Raw genomic sequence first — 21,720 nt, 5'->3', positions numbered from 1 at the left:
CGCACCCGGCCGGCGTCGATGATGATCTGGGAGCGGTAGCCGTCGAACTTGACCTCGTGAGTCCATCCGTCGCCCTGGGGCGGCTTCGCTACCAGAGTAGGCATCATGGGAGGTATGAACTCTAGACCCCCTGCGCCGGCAGTCGACCCCTTGCTCACGACACAGGTCTAGGTTTTTGTTACGCCAGAACGCATCCCTCGAACGGTGGATGCGCTATCCTTTCCTCCAAGGGTCGTCACCGGTCGTCGGTAGGAACAAGCCGGTAACGGAAATGATTGCGAATGTGATCGTTAAAGTAGCGGCCCTTGGCGAAGGCGGCTCGGAATTCGGCGTAAATGTCCGGCGGCACGTTCTCAAATTCGTACCGTTTGCCGCTGGCGACAAACCACACCGAAAGGGTTTTGCTGTCGGGATCATATTCCGTTTTGCGGATCGAAGTAGATGGCATAAGCACCACAGCAACGCGCCAAGGCCCGCGCCCATGCGGGGGCGCGGGCCGATCGGGATACCGATCTGCAGCAACACCCGGAGGGGAGGATTCGCTGCGTGCACCGAACTTTCGCGGCGGTCCCGTGTTCCCAACCGAGACACACAAAAAAGTTAGCCGCAAAAACGAGTCGAAGCCTCGTTCGAAACTGCATGCATCCGCGTCTAGCCCAGTTTCACCTGATTGAGCAAACAGGCCGACTTCCCGGTCGCTATTGTCAAGCCGCCTGGGTTTTCATGTCTTCGCCGCTCACCATTTTGGTCACAGCGGAGAAATCGAGCTTGCCTGAGCCCAGGACAGGCACTTTCGCAACGACGTGCACTTCGGCCGGCACCATCAGGTCCATGGCGCCGTTGGCCTTGGCGAAGGCCAGGAATTCGGCACGCGTGGCGTTGACGGCCTCGGTGATGAGGATCAGCTTTTCGCCCTTGCGTGCATCTGGCACGGCGGCGATCGCCGAGAGCGAGCCTTTCCACAATTCGCCCGCCAGCGCCTCGACGGCGGCCAGTGAGATCATCTCGCCACCGATCTTGGCAAAGCGCTTGGCGCGGCCGCGAATGGTGATGAAGCCGACGTCGTCCACGGCGACCACGTCGCCGGTGTCATGCCAGCCGTCTTCGAGCGGTTCGAGCACGCCCGGCTTCTCGGCGCGCAGATAGCCTGCCATGACGTTGGGCCCGCGCACGAACAGCCGTCCGCCATCCTCGACGCCAGGCACCGGGTCCAGGCGATACTCCATACCCGGCATGATTTTGCCGACACTGCCGGAGCGGTTGTACATCGGCGTGTTGATGGAGATCACCGGCGCGGTTTCGGTCACGCCATAGCCTTCGAGGATGCGCAGCCCGAACTTTTCCATATAGGTCGCGCGCGTCGAAGGCTTGACCGGTTCCGCGCCGGCAAAGCAATAGCGCACTGAGCGGAAGTCGTAAGGGTGTGCGGTGCGGGCATAGCCGGCAAGAAACGTATCGGTGCCGAAGATGATCGTTGCGTTTGAGGCGTAAACCAACTCCGGCACGATCCGGTAGTGCAACGGCGAGGGATAAAAATAGACCGGCACGCCCGAGATGAGCGGCAGCACCGTGCCCGCCGTCATGCCGAAGGAATGGAAGATCGGCAGCACATTGAAGACCTTGTCGCCCGAATGGAAGTCGATCCGCGAAGCGGCCTGCGCGGCATTGGCCAGGATGTTGCGGTGGGTGAGCACCACGCCCTTGGGCGTGCCTTCGGAACCTGAAGTGAACAGGATCACCGCTGGATCTTCAGACTTGCGGGCGACCCGGGGTGCGCTCTTGCGCAAAAGGCCGAGCAGCTTGTCCTTGAGGCCAATGGTGGCCCGCAGATCATCGAGCCAGACGATGTCGACCGATCGGCCGAGTTCCTCGATCACGGCGCCGAGTTTCGCTTGTTCGACAAAGGCGCGCGAGGTCAGCACGGTGCGCACCTCGGCGGCCTTGCAAGCGGAGAGGATGTTGGCCGCACCGGCAGTGAAGTTCATCATCGCCGGAACCTTGCCGGCGGACATCACGCCGAGCAGCGTCGCACAGGCGGCGTTGGCGTTGGGCAGCATGATGCCGAGCGTCTGCTGGCCGGCATAGAGGTGTTCGAATTTCTCGCCAAGCACCGCAGCCGCCGTCAGCAGCTTGCCGTAACTCAGCGACCCGCTAACGGGGTCCTGCACGGCCAGCTGCTTCATGCCGCGTTCGTTCGCCGTCTGGACGATCTTCTCCAGCACGGTCTTCTCGATGTCCTGGGTGCGGAAGAGGAGGTCGGACATGACCTGGTAGAGGGCAGCGCCCGCCGCTGCGCGGCGCTTCCGGCCCTTCAGATCCGGCGCTACTTGAAGTTTGACGGGCTCCAGAATGGTCACCTTGACCTTCGGGAACAGCCGGCGACGAACATGCTGCGAGGTCAGCCGCGAAAAATAGCTCTTCTCCAGGCCGTCGATGCGCACTGGCACGATCATCGAGCCGGTCTTGTCGGCCACCATGGCGGCACCGTCATAGACCTTCATCAGGCCGCCGGTCACGGTGATCCGGCCTTCGGGGAAGATGACAAGCGGATCGCCGCCTTGCACGACCTTGATAAGCGTGCGGGTCGACATCGGCTTGGCCGGATTGAGCGGCAGGGCGCGCGCAAGTTTCATGAACGGCTTCATCCACCAGGCCTGGGCGATGGTGTAGTCGATGGCAAACACCGGCTCCTCATCGGTCAGAGTCAAAGCCAGCGGGCCGTCGAGGAAACTGACATGGTTGAGCGCCAGGATGGGTGCCGGGCCGGCCGCCTTGAGGTTTTCCAGCCCCTCCAACCTCCAGACGATGGAAGGCTCGGAACAGAATGGAAACGAAGTCGCGGAAGGCGTTGGTTGGCAGATATCTCAGCATTAGCCAGGCGGCGACCACGTTGAGTGCGGCGAGGCCGAACAGGATACCTCCAGTGGAGACGCCCGCTGCTTGAATCGCGGCGACAAGTATGCCGCCCACCGTCATGAAGCCTGCATTGACGATGCTCACCGCGGCGACGACGCGAGCGCGGCTGGCTTCGGGCGCCCAGGCCTGTACGGCGGCGAAGGTCGGTACGACAAGAAATGCGCTGGCAATAGCCATGCCGGCAAGGTCGATCGCAACATGGACCGTGTTTGGCCCGGCGAAGAATATTGCGAGCGTTTCGGCCCTGACCGAAGGCTGCATACTCCAGATGGTCCAGGCCAGGTCCATGCCGAATAGCGCCATCAACGCCGTGCCAACCGGGGCTGGCAAGAGCACGATGCGGCCCTGCGACATCCATGCGGCTATGGCAGAGCCTATGGCGATCGAGACGGCGAACACCGCCAGATAGGCGGTGACAGCGATTTCTCCGCCACCGAGCGAATCCTTGACCAACGTAGGCAGGATCGAAAGGACAATGGCCCCGATCAGCCAGAACCACGAGGTCATCAGTCCGGCGCGCCAGATCCGCTTGTCGGCACGCAAGCCGTTGACCTGTCGCCACGTTGAGCGAAAGATGTTTTTGTCGATGACTAGGTCGGGGGCCGCAGAACCGGTGGGCGGGATGTAGCGGCTGACAAACCAGCAACCGATGGCGAGGATCATCATCATCGGCCCGAAGAGCGAGACGCCTATGCCATCGGCCGAGACGACGCCTCCGGCGATAGTGCCGCCGAGGATGGCGGCGAAGGTTGCCGATTCGATCCAGGCATTGGCGCGGGGCAATTCCTTGCGCTCGAGATGATCCGGCAGGATGCCGTACTTGATCGGTCCGAACAGTGCCGAGATGATGCCGAACATGAGCAACGCCATCATCAGCACCGGGATCGACGACAGCGCGATCCCAACGACTGCGACAGCAGCTGCCGCGATTTCGGTGAATTTCAGCCGACAGGCGATGAGCGCCTTGTCGAACCGGTCGGCGATCTCGCCACCAAGGGCAGACAGGAGCAGGAAAGGAGCCATGAAGACGGCACCCGCCAGGGTGACCAGTGATGCTGCCTTGTCCGCCGCCAGGGTAAACAGAATAAGGAACACCAGCGTGTTCTTGAGGAAATTGTCGTTGAAGGCGGACAGGAACTGCGTCCAGAAGAGAGGCGCAAAACGCCGTGAAGTCATCAGATGGCTAGTCGTAGGGTTGTTCGTGACGATTTCCATTGGGGCGGCTTCCATTGGGCAAGACCGTTGAACATCGCGGTCGTATCGATCAGCGGTCTTGCGCGGTTTGAGCTTCTTGTAGTGCGAACCCGGTTACACTTCGTTACTGCGGCTCAAATCGATCGGCGGCTTTTGGGTTTGGGGACTTCTAGCCTCTTCATGAAGCGGCTTGCCTCTTCCGCGTCTCGCAGGGTCTTGGTGATGGTGATCGAGGTATGCACGAGCTTGGTCGCAAGCGGCGATGGCGAAATTGGCATGGTGAAATGTTTGCAGGCGCTTGAACCCTTGGGAGCATAGCTGTTGGACGTCATCGATATTGTCTTTTGGTTTCAGGGTGAGCTTGCGCCGGCGTTGGTCTGTCTCCAGGCCGGATACAATCAAGCGGTCTTGCGACGGTCCGGACGAGCGCAGCGTCAGCGCTGCTCCGCAGCAGCACGCTGCAGACGGCGGTCGCCAGCTTGAGGCGCAGTTGCCGCAACCACTCGCGGATCGTCTCCGAACGGATCGCAGGACGGCCACGCGAATCTGAGCACTGCCAAATCGGCCTAATTTTCCACTGCCGAATGGACGATGAAACGCGTAAGCGAGTTTCCCGACCGGAAGGTATGCGTTGGGTTGCCCAAACGATCCAGAGGCGCTGCTGTGTTGGCGCGACACGCTCGACCGCAGGTGGGGACGGCATAAGAATTTTGGAGAGGCCCGCGTGTCCGAATTGTCGGGTGGCCAGCGCCAGCGCGTCGCGCTTGCCCGCGCCATCGTCTGNAACTCAAAGTGATTGTCCGGGAGAGTTCGGCGATGTCGCCATAGATCATCGAACCTGTGACGAGAAAACATTTATCACCGAGGACTTCGAAGAGTGAGCTTGACGCGGCACAAACCGGCAGGTTCTTCGAATTGGCGTACGTGCCGAGGGTCGCGGTTTCGACCTTACGGTCCTTGGCTTCGGCACAGCCGACACTGATGGCGAGGATTGCGATAGCAATGAGAGTCGTCTTGCTCGTATTTTGCCCCTGGAGCCAGGCTCTTGTCGGGTAAGTCGCGCGATCCATCAAAGTAGCAGTGGCCCACGATCGGCTTCATCCATCGATCGGAGGAAGCGGGCTCATCCATAATTAGCAATATCTTGAGTAAGGCGCCGAGCGCACCAGACTCATGGAACCGCGCGCGGAATTTCCATTCGTGACGAGGTGGCGATCAAGGCCACCTTCGCAAACGGGTCACTCAGCACCTAAACGTCTCGATTGCGAGCTATAGCTTTCCGCATTCGATCATCGAACAACCAAGGTGAAGAAGGGGCAGCAGATCGAGCTTGCCGGAGAGATCACGCTCATAGACGAGGAAGGCGGCAGGGTGACCGTCGATGTGGGACCGCTGGTGACGATCGCCATCGACAAGGTCAGGCTGGTCGAGAAGTACAGGACGCCAAAGCGCAAGAAGCCGCTGCGCGACATGGTGGATTAGCTCGCGGACCGCCNAGAAGGGGCAGCAGATCGAGCTTGCCGGAGAGATCACGCTCATAGACGAGGAAGGCGGCAGGGTGACCGTCGATCTGGGACCACTGGTGACGATCGACATCGACAAGGTCAGGCTGGTCGAGAAGTACAGGACGCCAAAGCGCAAGAAGCCGCTGCGCGACATGGTGGATTAGCTCGCGGACCGCCGCTTATCCACGCGACATCGGTACCACTCAAACGAATGGCAATTTTCTGTCTGAATGCGTTTAGGGTCCATGCTCGAGACTCGCATGGGTGTCGCGCGGGAGACAGGTGACTCCCCGTTTCAAGGCGTCGAGATGCTACGAGCACTGAAAAGTCAGTTCCTTAGACCTAAAGATCGGGCGATCTGCCAGCGGGTTGTCGACCAGGTAACCGCCGACGCGAAATGGTACAGCACCCCGATAGACGGTCAGATTCTGGCCTCGACCACTCTGAATCTCTTTCAATCAGGGGTCGTAAACGAAACGAATTTGCTGGCACATGTTCGCGCGCGGCGCCACGACTTCACTAAACTGACAGGCTAGCTCCACCCGGGCGGAAACAGCNCTCTGAATCTCTTTCAATCAGGGGTCGTAAACGAAACGAATTTGCTGGCACATGTTCGCGCGCGGCGCCACGACTTCACTAAACTGACAGGCTAGTTCTTCACCCTCGCGACATGGGCGCGAAATGCGGCTCCTCGTAGTCCGCCGGCCTATTATTCAGCAGATTGAGCGCCTTTCGCATATCACGATGCAACTGGTCGATTGTTTCCCAATGCGCACAGAACGGCTTGAGCGCCAACTGCGCATCGCGGAGTTCTACCGTCAAAAGCCATGCCTGCCGTTCGATTTTGGCGAGATGGAATTCGGAAATCTCTTCATGGCGGCGATAGCGTGGCATCCCGCTCTCCTTGGGTGAACAGGATAGGAATATATTCCTAATGCCGTCAAGGCACATAGACTTCGTCCCGCCCTCAGCGCATGCTCGCCGCGGACATTTGGGGGAAGCATGAAAATCAAGTTATGTGCGTTTGTAGCCATCGACGTTTTGTCGGGCTGCGCTACTCGCCCAGCCGACACCAAGCCCATGCTGGTTTCGTCCAGCGTACGCGGGCAAGTCCTGCAGCCAGTTGGAAGCCGAACTTTGCCGAACGAGTTCCGACCTGGTGCCGAATAATGGCCGTACAAGACAGAACCGCCCGCCATGACGTGGACGGCGTGTTTTGGCTTGGCTTGCCGGTTGGCAGCATGATGGACAACACAGACATGAAGGCACGTTAAGCCACGATCAGCGAGCTGAAGGGCAACATGGACGCGATCAACGCAGCCCGACGAAAGGGCGGCTGTGTTGCCGGCACTCTGTAAGCCGTTCCAACGTTAAAATTGTCGGCTTGCTTCCCGNCCGACGAAAGGGCGGCTGTGTTGCCGGCACTCTGTAAGCCGTTCCAACGTTAAAATTGTCGGCTTGCTTCCCGCCCTCGCGACTGCGGAGTGGTCGTTTAATTCGATTGACTCGCGTAATGCACCGGCAGTTAATCTCCCCGCCAGGGCAAAAAGAGGGGCTATGAAACTGGGAGCAAACGATGACTGTCCAAAAAGAAGACTATCGAACCAACAGAGCCGACTACGCCACAGCTGCGATGCATAGCCGAGCGACCGTTGAGGGCGATCGTGACGATTTGGTGGCGAGGAAAAAGTCCCTGTGGGTAACAGATCGGCGATCTGCAAAATTGGCTGCAAACCCGTCCGAAAGCTCGCCAGAACCCAAGGCAAGAGCGCGCGGTAAGTGAAGCGTGCCAGCCTCTTGCCGCGCGTACTTCGTTCGCATGGTTCGATTACATTAGCTTGATCTAATATACTAACCAGCCAGTCGAGCATTCCCGAACGCTCGCTGGTCAGGCCCAGCGGCCGCCCCCCTAACCCAAGCTGCTGGGCCGCCCGCTAAGGAAGTGCGTTGTATCACTGATACGGTCGTCGGTGACCGCCTCCGTACCGCGGCCGTGATCGCAACCACGTCACCGATGCCAACGCCCCGCATCGTACCACTCAAACGAATGGCCTGGATGCGTTTAGTATCCATTCTCGGGAGACCCACGCCTGGGTGTCGCTTGGGAGACAAGTGACTCCCCTTTAAAGGCATCGAGATGCTACGAGCGCCGAAAAGTCAGTTCCTTAACCTAAAGATCGGGCGATTTGCCAGCGGGTTGTCGACCAGATAACCGCCGACGCTAAATGGTACAGCACTTCGATAGACGGTCAGATTCTGGCCTCGACCACGCTGAATCTCTTTCAATCAGGGGTCGTAAACGAAACGAATTTGCTGGCACATGTTCGCGCGCGGCGCCACGACTTCACTAAACTGACAGGCTAGNTTGTCGACCAGGTAACCGCCGACGCCAAATGGTACAGCACCCCGATAGACGGTCAGATTCTGGCCTCGACCACGCTGAATCTCTTTCAATCAGGGGTCGTAAACGAAACGAATTTGCTGGCACATGTTGGCGCGCGGCGCCACGACTTCACTAAACTGACAGGCTAGCTCCACCCGGGCGGAAACAGCGCGTTTCAGCAAATCGTGAATTGACCTGCATCCATGGAAGCCGGTTGGCGGCACGGCAGTTGGCTGAAGATCAAGAGCTACATGGTGGAAGAATATGACTTGCTCGGCGGGTGGACCGGCCGCTGCGATATTTGCTGTCGCGGCGGCCAACACACCCAAGTGGCCGGCTGCTGTCATGCGACCACAGAGCCGCCACGTCAGGATTGTGGAGCAATGAGTTGTCGAAAGATCCGCGCGCAAACTGTTCAACGAAGAGACCCGCGATAGTCGCGGGTTGGCTCCATTGGATGGCGTAGCCCGATACTCAGCCATTCGTCAGCCTCTGCAGGCGCTTCTCCGCTTTGTCTAGCGCAATGCGGCGCGCGATGACCTTTGCGCTGTCACCACGCTTGGTGTGCTGTTTATCGCCCGGCAGTCTCACCAGACGTTGACCAGGGCGCCCCTTATCCGTGGCGGTTTCGTATTCTCGCCGTTCCATACTCACACTCCCTTGCGCACAGCCGCGCAGAACGCGCTGGAAAAATGCGAAAGATTCCCGTGCGGCCATTGAAAATGACCTGATGCATCGTGAGCTTCCAAATCTATGCGCAACTGTTCCAACTCGCGAAGCGGCACCATCGCGGCCTCCAATGCGGCGGCGCGCGACAGCAGCACGGCTGCCGTATGTCGCGACGCTCCCGCAGACGTTTAGAAATGATGTCAATGGCAACCATAAGATCGCCGACCAACTTGCTCAGTTCGGCGGCACGCTGCCGTTTTCCCGTCGCCGAGTCGGGTTCATCACCAAGCAGGGCTGCAACGCTGGACGGAATGGACGGACCGCGCGCTTCGGCCAGTTCTTCACGCGGGCTCGCAAGCTCGCGATCGGCCAAACATTTTTGGGAGTTTAGGTCCTGAAGTTGCCGTTCGAGTTTTGCGAATTCCGGGTCGACATCGGTCAATTCGGGCATTACGAAAGGTCAGCTTTTGACATTTTACTGGTCTCCAAAAAGTTCATTGATGACGTCGACAAGCGCGGCGGCATTGATTTCGACAGATTTGCGATGGCGAGAGGCCTGCCAGTGACTTGGCGCGCCCGCGCTGAAGCGTCGGGTGTCGATCTGGTCGATCGGCACGACTTCCGGCCAACTATTGACTACGGTGATGATGGTCTTTGCTGCCCGTGCTTTCGCCTCTGGCGAGCCAGTTGCAGCGATCTCGGCCAGGACGTCTAGCTCTTCACCAGTTGTGGCAACACTGATAGCAAATGGCGCGCCATCAGGAACGCCTTCACGGCGCAGGGCGCGGTAATCGCGCACCGCGTCAACAACAGCACGCAAAGGCACGTCCAGCGCCGCGCCAAGCATGAGTGACGCCACGTCTTGCGGGCTGAGATCTGGAGATGTCCAAGGCGCACCGGGCGGCAGAACAGCGGCGTCCGTGAGTATGCGGGCTACCGCGCCCACGCGCCCTTCATCGAAGCCGATACGCCGCACAATGGCGGCTACGGCTTGTAGGCATATTTGATCCTTGAGTTTGGAAATTCGTGATTGCGATGGTTTAAAAAAAACACCGTCGCAGCCCTGAAGGCTGGACGGTGAGCGCACGCAGCCTGGCCGGAACGCGCGCAATAATTCCCGCCTCTGGTGCCAGATTGACGGGTTGCGCCTGACGATGACGAGGCGTAGGGCCCAAAGCGGGTGGGACGCCGAAGCGCCCCATTCGTTGCTGTTGCCCCTTTAGGTTTTTGGGGCCACGATTTGGCACACGTCCCTAAGCGGCCCTGATTCTCGGGTTGTCATTCGCCACCGCCAACTTCGCCCACTTGCCAGCCGCCAATAGCTCAGCGCCTCCGCGACGGTCTGCATATCCGCCTTTAGCGCCGAAAGCCTTGCCGACCTCAGCAATTGCCGCCTGCTAAGATGACCTCGATGACAGTATCGATATTGGCCGGTGGGGTGATCGGATCGGCAGTTCCAGCCAGCCGTACGTCTCCACGACTCCTGCCCAACTTAAGCTGGCCTAGTCCGCCTATTGCACCCAGAAAGAATGCGCCAGGTGCGATCTCTGGAGGATGGAAGCTGAAGCAAGTTGCCGACGTGAATACTGCGTCGGGATGTATCCACTCCTGCGATTTTATAGAGACACCTCGCGACACCGTATCCCAGTTGCCTGCTCGTGCCGGTTCCGGTTCGGCATCGCCGAGCCGCGGTTGGGCAGACGGCAGCGCTATGCAGGCATCCAACGAACGTGGATCTGGATTCTTCCCTCTTGGCCTGCCGTCCTTTCGGCTCCGGTCGACATGCAGTCCCGCGTCAGTGGGCAGGTTGTCGTTGGCGGCCTGCGGAAGGCGCTCTCGAACGATGAGCCACAATGCGGCGGCCCCCTTCCCGTCGTGCTTTTTCAGCCAATTCCAAGCTGGCCGACCGCCACGAAAACGAATCCGTACAGCGGTGCGCTTCTCCGCCGGGTTGGCCTTCAGGAAGGCGTCTGTTGCTTCTAGTATTTCCTTGCGGGTGGTCTTTGTCATGGGTGGTCATCCCAATTCGAGAAACCGGCCAGGCCGGGTAGTCCGTTTCCGCAATGCGCGGGACGGGTAGTCAGTCGTCATCCTTTAAATCTTCGGCTTCGTCCTTGAGCTTCTGCCAGTCAGCGCCGTGCTTCCGCAATAATGTGCGCGCCTGTTTGGCCGATAGGTCCGTGACTTCGGTAAGGTGCTCTACCTCAAGTTCTGCGCCCTTCTTAACGCGGCTATCGTCGCTCTTTTTCTTCACGGCCATATCTCCGCGCTCCTCGCCCATCGATCAGAGGCAACGAGCGCTAGCGAGCATTGTTCCGGACCTGTGGAACTATCTGCCCGCCGCATTGGTTTCTCCATTGAAAGGAGGACGATCATGCTAAAATTTTTACTTGGTCTTGGCGCGCTCATGCGGTGTTCCAAATCGGCCGAGACTTACAACGACAATCCTCCTAAGTCCCGCTTCAAGATGACCTGGTTTGACGACATTGCTGATAGCCGCCCTAAGAACTTTCTCATCAAGGGCGTCTCTCTCTCGATGTAAATAATCCCGGCCGTGTCGGCGTCACATTCTGGAATGTTGTCGACCACAACGCACCAGCGGAGGGCCTCACTGATATCTGCAGGTTCGTTGTCGGATCGCGGCTGTAACAGTTCGCGCTTGAACGTGTAGTGGTTCCCAGGCCACGTCTTCCGGCGCAACCATGATCGATCCGCCTGTCCTGGCCATATTGCCGTAGTGAAAACTGGCCAGCCTCTCTGCGTCGCCATTGTTGATAAGGTCGAGGAACCTTTCTGCTTCAGTGTGGGTGCGGTCATTCGGCGTCGGCTCCATGAGCGCGGCAACAGCGGCGCTGGCAATTTCGGCAACAAGAGAACGAGAAAACGTGACGACGCGCCCACCATGAGCGTTCGGCGCGAAAACGGCGAAGCCGCCATCGGGTCGCTTGGACACCTTCAGATTATAGATTTTCACGGCATCATTCAGTGCTACGTCGACGCGCGCAATGACGTTGCCGCAGCCTGGCGGCTCCGGTCGGGCATCAAGGATTTTCAAGGGGAGCGGTCCAGTCTTGGAGTGCCGCCGTTGGTCGGCGGTGTTTTTTGAAGAAACGCCGCGGCCCGTCAGTGTGCTCACTCTCGAGCGATGCGCATTGCTGTCATTTCAATCAATTCGCCAAGGAAGCGGATGCTGACTAAGCCCTGCGCTTCTCGATCTTTGTCTGTTCGGTCGATGGGCCACTCCTCTTGCAGTAGGTGCAAGCCGGTTGCGAACTTTTCCCTATTGAAGTCCGGAACATCCTCTATCAAGCGGATCAGAAGATGCTGCAGGAACGCCTTCTCGGTAGCCTTCCAAAGCATAAACATTTCGCAACAGTTTCGGCATTGTGGCTCATGCTGCCGCGCTCGCGGCGATATGCTTATCAATCCACTCTTCGACCTCGGCACGCATATATGCACTACGTCGTTCGGATAGCGAAACGGGCTTCGGGAACCCCCCGGCTTCGGCCATCAAAATCAATAGTGTACGAGAAAGAGACGTGGCTGCCGCCGCGTCTTTTGGTGCGATCAGGCGCGGTCGGTTGTCGTTTGCTGTCATCGGAATCCCCAGTGCAACCCGGCGCAAAAAGAGCGTGCGGAAAATCCAACGTGCGAAGGGGCACGTTCAAACTCTGAATCTTTAGAGAGGGATTCGGGTCGCCGTTAACTTAGGCGAGGTAAGCCAAGGTGAAGAACAATATGCGTTTTCGCCTGTAATGTCGATATGGTCAACGGGCTTTATTTTCACAATACTGTGCCAGTCTACCATCAAGCCGCGTCTTTTTTGCGACGCGGTGCCACGTCTGTATGCGGCTTCGGTCTTGTCCTTGAGCACATGAGCCAAGGCCGCCGCGGCTACATCGCGCGGGTAATCGGTCTATCGCCAGCCCAATCACGGAACGATGAGCGCAGACCATGCAAGGTCGCATCGCCCGCACCAGCGGCCCTAAGCGCCTTCGTCATCGCTGTGTCGCTGATTGGCCTTCCGTCGCGTCCACCTTCGAACACCAGATCGCTGGTCGACTGCTGCTGTGTAGCGCGGAGGATTGTCACGGCGCGCTCGGAAAGCGGAACCTCATGGTCGCGCGCAGCCTTCATCTTTGCGGCGGGTACCGTCCACAAGGCCGCATCAAGGTCGATCTCCGGCCACACTGCGCCGCGAACCTCACTGGAACGCGCTGCGGTCAATGCGGCGAACTCCACAGCCCTAGCTGACACGCCAGCGGCGGCTCGTAGGCGCTTGATGATGGCAGGCAGTTCCTTGTAGCCGACTGTTGCGTGATGGCCGCGCGTGAGCTTCTGTCGAGCCGGAAGCATATCCTTCAGGCCTCTCCGCCAGTCGGCAGGGTTGTCGCCGACATAAAAGCCGCCTCGCCTTCGCGTGATCCATTACTGCTGCAATGCACATGCGGAGGCGGTCAGCAGTCTCTGGTATCTTCTCCCAGATCGGCTTCAGCGTCTCGACCACGTCGTCGCGCGCGATCTCGGCGATCGGCCTCTTGTGCAGCGGCTTGGCATATTCACGCAACGTCATCGACCACTGCGCCTTGTGCTTCCCATTGCGGAAAGACTTCTCCTTCACCGCTATCTTCATCGGAAAGCGAGCCGGGAAAGTGTCTCGCTTGACGATTCGAAAGACCCGCTGTTTATAGCTTTTTCATCGGCTTCTTTCGTTATCGTTGGCGTCGGAATTGTCCTGCCTGCATGGTTGGCTTTTCATGTTGGCGGTTCGGGTTTGGTTGGCCTCGTGTTGCTGTCGTCCAGCGTGGCGGGTCTGGTGCTCGCACCGGTCGCCGCCATCTGGTCGATCGTCATGATGGAGCAAAGAACTGAGGTCTTTCAATTTGAACCTAATTCCCGCAGCCCCGACCGTGAGACCGCTCTTTTCGCGGACGCCGTAACCACATCTGAACAGGCGGAGCGTGTCGCCGCCTGTTCGCCCTCATCCGGCGAACAATTCCTTGTAACCGGTCGTCACCATCCAGTTCGCCCGATCGAGATGGCTTCGCACAGTTTTCCGGGCCCGCTCCGGCTCTTGCACCGGATCGATGCCGAGGATGACCTGCGCCATCTCCTCATAGCTTGCCTCGTCGGCACCTGCATCCAGGAGCCTCAGGTAGGTCGTGAAGTGCTGACGGTCGTAGCTGGTCAGGCTGTCAGACCAGGGCACTTCTTCTTTAAGACCTGGTTTAACGTCTGGATATTTCATCATGACATCGGGCTCCGGAAGTAAGTGATCGAAGAGCGATTGTTCTTTTCGACAGCCTAACCAAGGATGGGAAACATCGTAGCTAAGACACCATCGCGATCATGACCCGCAAGCGCCCGCTCGAGGCGATATGCGCATCTTCTGACCGGTTCGACCCAGGTGAGGGATGAATTGCAAAAAGCTCAAGACCGTGCGGCGCGCACATCGGGTTTCGCATTGTTGGCCATCAAGGTCGTTTGTGACCACAGGATTAACAGGCAAAGCTTGTGCTTGAATTACCGTGATGCTCAGCATCGGTTCAACCACCTTATTCGAGTTCGTAGCGCCTGCCGAGGGCGCGCTGGCCGGGGCGCAGGTCAAATCGAAAGTCAAGAACCGAAGACTAGCTACCGCGTCCGTGAGGGCTTCGTGAGCTGCGCAAGGACGACCTTGGGGCTTCATGGGTGGCGCAAAGCATCTTTGGCCCTTCGTTTTGCCCGGCCGACAGCGCGCAGATCAACACGCCCACGACGGCGGATGCAGCGCTATGGTCCTCGGTGCCGACGAGCATCGCGATAGTCCTGCCGGGCTGTATTTGCTTTCAGCGGCGACCGCCACTATGAAGCGACGCTTCGCCGACTGTGTTTCACGCCGCCTGGAGAGTTTCATGACAGAAGNACTATGAAGCGACGCTTCGCCGACTGTGTTTCACGCCGCCTGGAGAGTTTCATGACAGAAGAAGCCGCAAAAAACATTGACACCCTCATCGAGCTCACCGCCGATGTCGTCTCAGCCTATGTCTCCAACAATCCGGTCCCGGTGGGGGATCTCCCTGCCCTGATCGGCCAAGTGCACGCGGCGCTGAAAGGCACGGCCGCAGGCGTCACCGCACAAAAGCCGGTTGCGCTTACGCCTGCTGTCCCAATCAGGAAGTCGGTGACACCGGACTACATCATCTCCCTTGAAGACGGCAAGAAATTCAAATCACTAAAGCGCCATCTGTCGACCCACCATGGGCTGACGCCAGATGAATATCGCGCCAAATGGGGCCTGCCGGCGGATTATCCCATGGTCGCGCCGAACTACGCCGCGGCGCGCTCGACTTTGGCCAAGACGATGGGGCTCGGCCGCAAACCGAAAGCGCCGGAAGCGCCGGAGCCGGCAGTGGCGAAGCGGACCCGCAAGAAGGTCGCAGGTTAGAATTTCGGCAATCGAGGTTCGTTCTGGAGCGCGCAACTGCCGTCGGCATTTGCGCAGAATACGAGAAGGCGGGGACAGCCCGCCTTCAACTGCAAACATTCTCGTTTCACAAGAAGCGCGTCCGCTTGCAGCAATCTGCTGCGCCGAGCCCTATTCTCGCCCGCTCTTGTCGAGCGGCCGTCAGTACATCCGGACTTGCCGCGTCCTCCCGGCTCTTGCCGGGGGGCAGGAGAAAAATCAGCCAGCTTTGCTGAGGCTGCCAGCGGAGGATTTGCCAGTGCGGCGATCCTGTTCGATCTCATAGTTGATCTGAGGGTCGAGAGGCCCGCGCGTTCGACAGCGGAAATGTGGACGAAAACATCCTGACCGCCATTGTCGGGCTGGATAAATCCAAATCCCTTGGTGCTGTTGAACCACTTCACGGTTCCAGTTGCCATGTGCGTATTCCTTGTAAAGTTTGCAACACGTTCTGGTTCGGCGATCATGCCGGGCCGTTCATAGTATAACGCAGCAAATGCGAAAGACCGGAAGGCCCGGAGCGACACGCCGTGGTAAGCGCATCGTGCAGCCAGTGGACTGGCCGCGACCAAGCGGCAGTCGCAAAGGCAGACGAAACTAACGCATCACGTGGTGAACCTTGCAATGAGGAGTCGGGGGCCGGCACCTCGTACGATCGCCATCGTCAAGAGGAGTCGGAGCGTTAATCACTGCGGCCAGCGCGGATGCGATCGATCGGGCGTGCGTTTTGCTGGGATCAGTCCAAAGGTGAGTCAGGAACAACCGCCCAAGCGATCGACGACTTCCTGCTTGATTTGATGACCCTGGTGGTTGTTGTAGAAAACACCCGCAAGAGGCTCTACAATCCGGCGAGGCAGTTGGCGCGCGTGAGATTGACCAGGATCAGGCCGTTCTAGGCTGATTAGAGCGCCCACTCTCGCGAAGAAGGGGGCCGATCTGATCATCGACAAAATCGAGCGCAGCAAAGCTGACCTGTATCCTGTGGGTGATCGCTGCTGCGATTCCTCATTCACCACCCAGCGTCTGGATCAACGACAACGAGGGCTGCGGAACAAGCCTGGTCAGCGCCACCTCTTGCGACTTCTCAACCCACACTAAGGGTTGATCGGTGGAGGAAAGCCGATGCGATGTGCACCAAGTGTAGCTTTGGGATTGCCGACCGCTTGCGGAGCGCAATCCGTGCCCGGCCACCCATGACATCCGGCATGCGGACCATCAGCAGCATAATCAGTCGCAGGTGACCGATTCAAAAAATGCATTGGACGGGTCCGATTTACACGGGAACATGCGAGCATGGACAAGGGTGGCGGCCATCTTCATTGCATTTTGAATATTTTGCGGCTTCGCGATGGGCCTAATAAAGGCGACTGCGTGGGCGATATTGTCGTTATGGCGGTCATGCTGACAGCAGGACAAGAGATCGGGAGCGTGGGCCCCGGCCTCAGCGGTTAGCCGCTTCAGTCGTGGCTTGGACGACAGCAACGTCTTGGAAAACCGTTGGAGAATGCGTGGGGGCGGGTGGACGAAAGCGTGCGATCGGCCTAGACGACATTCGCAACTCTCCTGAGTCTGCCGAGAGCCTATGAGGCAGCAGCGACCCTTTGTCGTCGAGATCAAACAGAAGCGTTGGCTCGTGAAGCGGCCACACTCAATCTGGGCCGGCATCGACTTGGCCGCCATCACGAACGATATCGCGGAAGCGAGACTGAAGGTCCGATCGCTGAAGCGCCGATTGTTCCTTGCGAAGATATCCGTTCTCGGCCCATGGCCGCCGTTGGTGAAGCAGTACCCGACGCCAAGGACGTGATCATGCCCGACGTATCGCTTCCTAAGCCGCCGACGGTTGAGGAAGCGCCGGTTCCGAAGGCATCGAACGCACCGACTGGAGGCAGACGGACCCGCAAGAAGAAGCGGTGGCAGAAAGATGTTGCTTTGCCGCGAGATGAACGATGGAAGCGGCGCCTGCCATGGGTGCTCCGCCAGCGCCGGGCTGTGCCGTAGGTCAACTGCGCCAGGATTGAAGCTGCCCTTGTCGAACTGTCCATGACAGGTCGGCAGTGCACCCAAATAACTAAGAGGCTTGAACCGTACTGTAGGGGTTGCCTATCAGACGCCCTCGGATTTAGGGGCGAGAATGAAATCGAAAACGGGCTCAGGCTGGCCAGGCATCGGCTCTCGCAAAACAGCCGGGAAAGTTGTGGCCGCTTCGGCGTGTACCGCGAGCGCGGCAGGTGTCATTCCGAGTGCGGCCTCAAAGGGCCGGCTCGGCAGAGGCGCCACCCGACGAAAAAGCGCTGCAGCTCTCGCCGCATGGCGCGCGGCAGCGACCGGCTTTCCCTCGCGGATCTTCACCCCGGCCGCCGCCAACAGGATCAATCCCTTGAACAAAAGGCGATGCTGAGTGCTTTGTTTCGCAGCGTGCCAAAGAGGCTCCCAAGCCTCATGGGCTTCCCAGTAATAACCGTGATTGAACAGGTCGATACCCCATCGGAACCCGTTTGAGCTGAGTGATTCCTCGACGGCAACAACGGTCATCGGGTCGCTTTGGTAACTGTGACCCAGCGGGTCGCGAACCGGATGCGGATGTTTGCCAGGCAGGTATGCGTAGCCCGGGAAATTCTTTTCGGGTAGCAAGCGACGACGTGACATAGACCCCAGCAATCATGAAAGCACGTCGATGACAATCATGTCATATGGAATCTGATGGACACCGCTGCATTGGCTGCTGGGTCCTTCCATCCCTGAGATTTCAGCCTCCGCCGTACACGCACGACGCCGGACGTCTTCGGTGGCAGACGCCGATAGCGCTTGACCGTCTTGAAGCCCGACTACTCGCGCACCGAAGACTGACGCTGCTTCTGCGAGCAGCAAGCCCGGTCGCAAGGCCGAAGGCGACGCCAGGGTAGTTCGGATCGATCTCTGCCCCGGAGCCAGTCGCGCCGGCGTTCAACGTGAGCAGTTTGATGACGGGAACGAAGCTGGGTCTCACTGCGGAGCGGCTGCTGCTGGCGGGGATTCGCGCGCTGGTGCCTCATCGCCGCCGCGCCATCTGCTTAGCCCGCAAGCTAGGAAGCGGCGCTCAGCCGGCTAGAACGGGCGAAGTGACCAGAGCTCCGAAGCTGACGCAAGCGTACGGTCGGCAGCAAGTGGCATATGGACGAGACGTACATCAAGGTCCGCGGCCAATGGATGTATCGGCTTCATCAAGCTCTACACGCTGCGACTGCTCCCGGGCGCCCCGGCCCATCGCAAGTAGCGGAAACGGAAAGCGCCCGCCCAGGGGGGCGGGGCGCTGTTCCGTATGGGTTTTCTGGATCAAACGAAGGTGAAGTCCGACGCGGTCAGGCCTAGGTCGGCCACGGTGACCACACCGCCCAGGTGGACGAACTCATGCGCGCTGTTGTCGGCGGTGACATAGGCCAGAGTTGCGACTCTGTCGCTGTAGCTGCTTTGGTAGACAATGATGTCGCCGGCGTGCTCGCCGGAGATCGCACTCGCGGCTTCAGAAGCAGAGTTGAAAGATTCGCCAGTGATCACCACGACGTGTTCGCCGTTCGCACCCGAGGCCGCACCACTGTAGAAGCTGCTCACCGGGTAGCCGGACTGTATGCTGGCGTTGTTGACGAAGTNGTTGAAGCGGCCGTTGTCGCCGGAGAGATCGTCCCAGCCATCTCCGCCGAAGATGCGGTCGTTACCCTCGCCGCCGATGACTCGGTCACTGCCCGCGCCACCCGAGATCTCGTCGTTGCCGCCACGACCGTCAATCCAGTCATTGCCCCCGAAACCCTCCATCCAATCTTCAAGCTCGGTGCCGAGGAGTGTTTCGGAACCCGGGCCACCCTCGATAATGTTTGCCATCGAAAATACTCCTAATGATGCACCCTGCCTGGCGCGTTCATATTCCTCATCGGATAATTAGAGAAATCGATTGCTTGGATAGACACACATTTACGAAATGGATGCACTCACGTTCACTTCCTTCTGCTGAGCAGTTGCGGGGGCATCGTAAACTTAAAGAGCGCGAGGCGGTCGTAGCCCGCTTGCCCCACGGCGGTTCAAGCCCGCGCGATTTTTGCCCAGAGGTTCATTGCCTCTGAACGCAGTTCGCGATGATGGCTGGAGGAGATTTCGTGGCGGGGGATGTGGAACAGGTTGGCAATCGGATCATGAATTGAGACGAAGCGCTGCAAATGGCGTTGTGACTTGAAGCGTTTCATGATCCGTTCCCGTCGCCGGACTGGCTGATGGGAATTCTCCGCCCGATTGTTCAAGCCTTGATGCGAACGGTGATCGACGCCCGGCATGATCTCTCGCTTTGCAGCGTCGTAAGACCGAAGCTTGTCGGTGATCATCACGCGCGGCGCGCGGCCTTGGCCCTTCAACAGCTTGCGCATCAGACGCTTGGCCGCCTTGGCATTGCGACGACTTTGCACCAGAACTTCCAGGACGAAACCGTCCTGATCGACGGCGCGCCAGAGCCAGTGCTTCTTGCCGCGGATCGAAACGACGGCCTCGTCGAGATGCCACTTGTCACCCAGCCGACCCGCTGAGCGGCGGCGGATCTCGCTGGCAAAGGTCCGCCCGAATTTCTCTGCCCAAAGCCGGACTGTCTGATGCGAGACAATAATCCCTCGTGCCGCCAGCAAGTCCTCGACCATTCGCAAACTGAGAGGAAAACGGAAATAGAGCCAGATAGCATGGGCGATGATCTCGGCGGGGAAGCGATGGCGGCGGTAGAGTGGGTCACGCTCTGTCATAGCCCGTCATCGCACATCGGTATCCACGCTTCGTTAAGTTGACGATGCCCCCCTTGCTCCCCGATAAGATGGGCAAGATTGGGTTTGAGATCGGCCAATCTGGCCAGCACCTCTTGGGCATCGCCTTCACGGACTGCCCAATGCGTGCGGTAGAGCTGGAACCGGTCCGCGCCGAACACCGACCCGGCCATCTCAATGTCGTCGAAACCCACCTCGCCGAAATCGACCAATGTCTCGAAAGTGGTGGAGACCTCTCTTCGCCCTGGCGTGGTGTCGGAGATCCGACCGTACTTGATGAGCATGGAGACGGCGTCTCCGGCCGACTTGATCTCACTGCACAGAAAAGTCGGCAACTTTTCGAGAAAGGCGATCGCAGTGGAATCGAGGCTTTCAAGCCGCTTCTCGGTGTCAGGCGGCGTGTATTCGAACATGCGCCCTCGCCCGATGGTGACGACATCGACGTTCCCCTCGACATATTCCCAGTTGCCAAAAGAGATGTAATTGAAGTTCTCCGTCATGAGTCCCATTCCGTTCGCCAAGCGCATTCTCTAAAGACGCCGGGCGGCGAGAGCAATTTAGTACTCGAGCGCATAACGGACACCTCTGCGATGCGGAGACGAACGAATGCTAGATTCCGTCAGCGGAATGCTCCCGCTGACTAGGATCGAACCAGCGCTCACGATTTGCGCTTCGCAACATAGTTGCGAAAGGCCTCTTTGAATTTCGCTTCGAGATCTACTGCCTGGGCCGAAGTCGGTGACGACAGGTCGAACTCCCAACCGGCTTTATGGTAGGCAATCATCCTTGCTGCGGAATCGGAGGTCGTGTTGGTCACCAGCAACCGATCTTGCTTACCGAGTTCTTCGGCGAGTCCGAGATATCCTCGCGCCAAACCCAACTTCAGGGTGCTCGCGTAAAATTTACATTCGGCTGCGTTCAGGACCTTGCTAGCACGAGGATGCACCTTTTCTTTGCGACAGACGCGCGCTTCGTGTTGATCGATCACGGCGAGATCGCATTCGTGGAGGACACCCGAGCGCCCCGACACTTTCACGCCGATATGCGCCTCAAGCGGCGGGCAGCCTGGTAAGCCTATAACGGCGTGGGTGTATTTCTTCTTCGGGCTGAAGATGTCGCCCGGCGAGGTTCAGAAAATCAAGTTGGTGGTGGCATTTCCATCGTTCGCCTCGAAAGCGATGGTGGCCCCAGCGGCGCGGGCCGCCCTCACGACGATCGCGAGCGTATAGCCTTCGAACACGTCGTTGGCGTCCGACGCCGCGGAGTAATTCATGCCATGTGCCGGACCGAGAATCGCGGAGATCTGTCCGACGAGAGTCGATGCGGTCATCATGCGGCGGTAACTCCAGCTTGCTGGCGCAGTTCCCGGAAGCGGCGGCGGGCTGCCTCCTGCTGTTTGCCTGAATCGCTGCGCAAGCTGTGGCCATCATCGCCTTCTCGTTCAGAAACGAACGTCACGCTCTTTACTTCCAAGATCTTCAGCGCATCGGTTGCGAACTGCGGGAGAGCCAATATGCGATCGATGGCATCGAGAAGAAGATTTAGGCGCTCAATGTTGGAAAAGAGCTGAGTCGTAACGAACTCCTGCATTTGCCGTCTGCCGCGCCGCTGACCCGCGACTTGGTCATCGATGAACTCGCTGGCATCAGCTTTAGTGATGACCGTCTTCCCGAGATAGATGCTCTCCTCAACTTGCTCTACTACCCAATTCAACCCGACCTTTCGGAGCACATCCGATATTTCATCATAAGCGCTCTTCGCCTCTTGTTCATCCATCGTTTTTCCCCCGGAGCTGTTGTTGTGTCACGCCATGATAGCAGCTGCGGTGCCTAC

At 58.8% G+C, this 21,720-nt stretch carries 25 protein-coding genes and 5 pseudogenes; 4 read left to right on the top strand and 26 right to left on the bottom strand.

What is annotated here, in order from left to right; translation table 11 throughout:
* From X760_RS78630 to X760_RS71965, 4 genes and pseudogenes are all read right to left on the bottom strand, one after another.
* Positions 1–104: pseudogene (locus X760_RS78630) on the bottom strand (ATP-dependent DNA ligase); the annotation flags it as partial.
* A gap of 131 nt (positions 105–235) precedes the next feature.
* Positions 236–448 carry a KTSC domain-containing protein gene (locus X760_RS71975; protein WP_023722877.1) on the bottom strand — a complete coding sequence of 71 codons (213 nt, stop codon included), beginning with the start codon at positions 446–448 and terminating at the stop codon, positions 236–238.
* A 256-nt stretch (positions 449–704) separates the two neighbouring features.
* Positions 705–4,092 (bottom strand): annotated as a pseudogene (locus X760_RS71970) (acyl-[ACP]--phospholipid O-acyltransferase).
* Positions 4,093–4,244: 152 nt separating this feature from the next.
* Positions 4,245–4,442: a hypothetical protein gene (locus X760_RS71965; protein ID WP_023722874.1), complete on the bottom strand. Its 198-nt coding sequence runs from the start codon at positions 4,440–4,442 to the stop codon at positions 4,245–4,247.
* Positions 4,443–4,822: 380 nt separating this feature from the next.
* Here X760_RS71965 and X760_RS75875 point away from each other — a divergent pair.
* Together X760_RS75875 and X760_RS75865 are read left to right on the top strand one after the other, a co-directional pair.
* A pseudogene (locus X760_RS75875) lies at positions 4,823–4,891 on the top strand (hypothetical protein); the annotation flags it as partial.
* A 524-nt stretch (positions 4,892–5,415) separates the two neighbouring features.
* Positions 5,416–5,592 (top strand): hypothetical protein, encoded by a 177-nt coding sequence (locus X760_RS75865; protein WP_023722873.1) that lies wholly within the window; start codon positions 5,416–5,418, stop codon positions 5,590–5,592.
* Positions 5,593–6,272: 680 nt separating this feature from the next.
* Here X760_RS75865 and X760_RS71960 read toward each other — a convergent pair.
* From X760_RS71960 to X760_RS71925, 14 genes are all read right to left on the bottom strand, one after another.
* Positions 6,273–6,509: a hypothetical protein gene (locus X760_RS71960; RefSeq protein ID WP_023722870.1), complete on the bottom strand. Its 237-nt coding sequence runs from the start codon at positions 6,507–6,509 to the stop codon at positions 6,273–6,275.
* A 1,560-nt stretch (positions 6,510–8,069) separates the two neighbouring features.
* Positions 8,070–8,345 carry a hypothetical protein gene (locus X760_RS76955; protein WP_156948355.1) on the bottom strand — a complete coding sequence of 92 codons (276 nt, stop codon included), beginning with the start codon at positions 8,343–8,345 and terminating at the stop codon, positions 8,070–8,072.
* Positions 8,239–8,457, bottom strand: a complete 219-nt coding sequence (locus X760_RS79275; protein ID WP_084643140.1) for an HK97 family phage prohead protease — start codon at positions 8,455–8,457, stop codon at positions 8,239–8,241. Before X760_RS79275 ends, X760_RS76955 begins: the two co-directional genes overlap by 107 nt.
* Positions 8,458–8,472: 15 nt before the next feature.
* A complete protein-coding gene (locus tag X760_RS71955) occupies positions 8,473–8,715 on the bottom strand; it encodes a hypothetical protein (protein ID WP_023722868.1) in 243 nt (80 codons plus the stop codon).
* Positions 8,716–8,749: 34 nt separating this feature from the next.
* A complete protein-coding gene (locus X760_RS76950; RefSeq protein ID WP_156948351.1) occupies positions 8,750–9,118 on the bottom strand; it encodes a hypothetical protein in 369 nt (122 codons plus the stop codon).
* 24 nt (positions 9,119–9,142) lie between these two features.
* On the bottom strand, positions 9,143–9,754 hold the full coding sequence (locus X760_RS76945) for a hypothetical protein (protein WP_156948349.1): 612 nt from the start codon (positions 9,752–9,754) through the stop codon (positions 9,143–9,145).
* A 293-nt stretch (positions 9,755–10,047) separates the two neighbouring features.
* Complete coding sequence (locus X760_RS76940; RefSeq protein ID WP_023722865.1) at positions 10,048–10,677, bottom strand: hypothetical protein; 630 nt, start codon at positions 10,675–10,677, stop codon at positions 10,048–10,050.
* 70 nt (positions 10,678–10,747) lie between these two features.
* Positions 10,748–10,927 (bottom strand): hypothetical protein, encoded by a 180-nt coding sequence (locus X760_RS71940; RefSeq protein WP_031195317.1) that lies wholly within the window; start codon positions 10,925–10,927, stop codon positions 10,748–10,750.
* A 348-nt stretch (positions 10,928–11,275) separates the two neighbouring features.
* Positions 11,276–11,722 carry a hypothetical protein gene (locus X760_RS74050; RefSeq protein WP_156948347.1) on the bottom strand — a complete coding sequence of 149 codons (447 nt, stop codon included), beginning with the start codon at positions 11,720–11,722 and terminating at the stop codon, positions 11,276–11,278.
* A 77-nt stretch (positions 11,723–11,799) separates the two neighbouring features.
* Complete coding sequence (locus tag X760_RS71935; protein WP_156948345.1) at positions 11,800–12,027, bottom strand: hypothetical protein; 228 nt, start codon at positions 12,025–12,027, stop codon at positions 11,800–11,802.
* A gap of 31 nt (positions 12,028–12,058) precedes the next feature.
* Positions 12,059–12,265, bottom strand: coding sequence for an AlpA family phage regulatory protein (locus X760_RS75840; RefSeq protein WP_084643138.1), 207 nt, complete (start codon positions 12,263–12,265; stop codon positions 12,059–12,061).
* A gap of 296 nt (positions 12,266–12,561) precedes the next feature.
* Positions 12,562–13,023: a tyrosine-type recombinase/integrase gene (locus tag X760_RS74045; RefSeq protein WP_051409784.1), complete on the bottom strand. Its 462-nt coding sequence runs from the start codon at positions 13,021–13,023 to the stop codon at positions 12,562–12,564.
* The gene (locus X760_RS77560) at positions 12,914–13,300 is read right to left on the bottom strand and encodes a hypothetical protein (protein WP_023722859.1); all 387 of its coding nucleotides are present in this window, start codon (positions 13,298–13,300) and stop codon (positions 12,914–12,916) included. The genes X760_RS74045 and X760_RS77560 overlap by 110 nt, the downstream gene beginning before the upstream one ends.
* Before the next feature lie 348 nt (positions 13,301–13,648).
* Positions 13,649–13,915, bottom strand: a complete 267-nt coding sequence (locus X760_RS71925) for a DUF2285 domain-containing protein (protein WP_031195313.1) — start codon at positions 13,913–13,915, stop codon at positions 13,649–13,651.
* A 708-nt stretch (positions 13,916–14,623) separates the two neighbouring features.
* Between X760_RS71925 and X760_RS71920 the strand changes: the two genes are divergently transcribed.
* Positions 14,624–15,094 (top strand): MucR family transcriptional regulator, encoded by a 471-nt coding sequence (locus tag X760_RS71920; protein WP_031195311.1) that lies wholly within the window; start codon positions 14,624–14,626, stop codon positions 15,092–15,094.
* A gap of 237 nt (positions 15,095–15,331) precedes the next feature.
* Here X760_RS71920 and X760_RS75830 read toward each other — a convergent pair.
* Positions 15,332–15,531, bottom strand: a pseudogene (locus X760_RS75830) (cold-shock protein).
* Positions 15,532–17,218: 1,687 nt separating this feature from the next.
* On the bottom strand, positions 17,219–17,647 hold the full coding sequence (locus X760_RS74035; protein WP_031195309.1) for a DUF309 domain-containing protein: 429 nt from the start codon (positions 17,645–17,647) through the stop codon (positions 17,219–17,221).
* A 588-nt stretch (positions 17,648–18,235) separates the two neighbouring features.
* On the opposite strand from X760_RS74035, the pseudogene X760_RS78620 reads away from it, so the two are divergent.
* Positions 18,236–18,331: pseudogene (locus tag X760_RS78620) on the top strand (DDE-type integrase/transposase/recombinase); the annotation flags it as partial.
* Between the two features lie 96 nt (positions 18,332–18,427).
* Here the strand turns inward: X760_RS78620 and X760_RS71895 are convergent.
* The 6 genes from X760_RS71895 to X760_RS71870 all read right to left on the bottom strand — a co-directional run bounded on the left by X760_RS71895 (position 18,428) and on the right by X760_RS71870 (position 21,663).
* Positions 18,428–18,970, bottom strand: coding sequence for a hypothetical protein (locus tag X760_RS71895; protein WP_023722852.1), 543 nt, complete (start codon positions 18,968–18,970; stop codon positions 18,428–18,430).
* Positions 18,971–19,167: 197 nt separating this feature from the next.
* Positions 19,168–19,869 (bottom strand): IS6 family transposase, encoded by a 702-nt coding sequence (locus tag X760_RS71890; protein WP_023722851.1) that lies wholly within the window; start codon positions 19,867–19,869, stop codon positions 19,168–19,170.
* Positions 19,866–20,387, bottom strand: a complete 522-nt coding sequence (locus X760_RS71885) for a hypothetical protein (protein ID WP_198030579.1) — start codon at positions 20,385–20,387, stop codon at positions 19,866–19,868. The genes X760_RS71890 and X760_RS71885 overlap by 4 nt, the downstream gene beginning before the upstream one ends.
* A gap of 158 nt (positions 20,388–20,545) precedes the next feature.
* Entirely contained in the window at positions 20,546–20,923 is a 378-nt protein-coding gene (locus X760_RS76935; protein WP_156948343.1) for a hypothetical protein, read from the bottom strand.
* A gap of 93 nt (positions 20,924–21,016) precedes the next feature.
* Positions 21,017–21,220: a hypothetical protein gene (locus tag X760_RS71875; RefSeq protein ID WP_031195303.1), complete on the bottom strand. Its 204-nt coding sequence runs from the start codon at positions 21,218–21,220 to the stop codon at positions 21,017–21,019.
* On the bottom strand, positions 21,217–21,663 hold the full coding sequence (locus X760_RS71870; RefSeq protein ID WP_023722846.1) for a hypothetical protein: 447 nt from the start codon (positions 21,661–21,663) through the stop codon (positions 21,217–21,219). The genes X760_RS71875 and X760_RS71870 overlap by 4 nt, the downstream gene beginning before the upstream one ends.
* Positions 21,664–21,720 lie beyond the last annotated feature (57 nt).

This window comes from Mesorhizobium sp. LSHC420B00 (genome assembly GCF_000503055.1).
GTDB lineage: Bacteria > Pseudomonadota > Alphaproteobacteria > Rhizobiales > Rhizobiaceae > Mesorhizobium.
The sequence above is the reverse complement of the archived record's forward strand: the minus strand, read 5'-3'. Positions and strand labels throughout refer to the sequence as shown.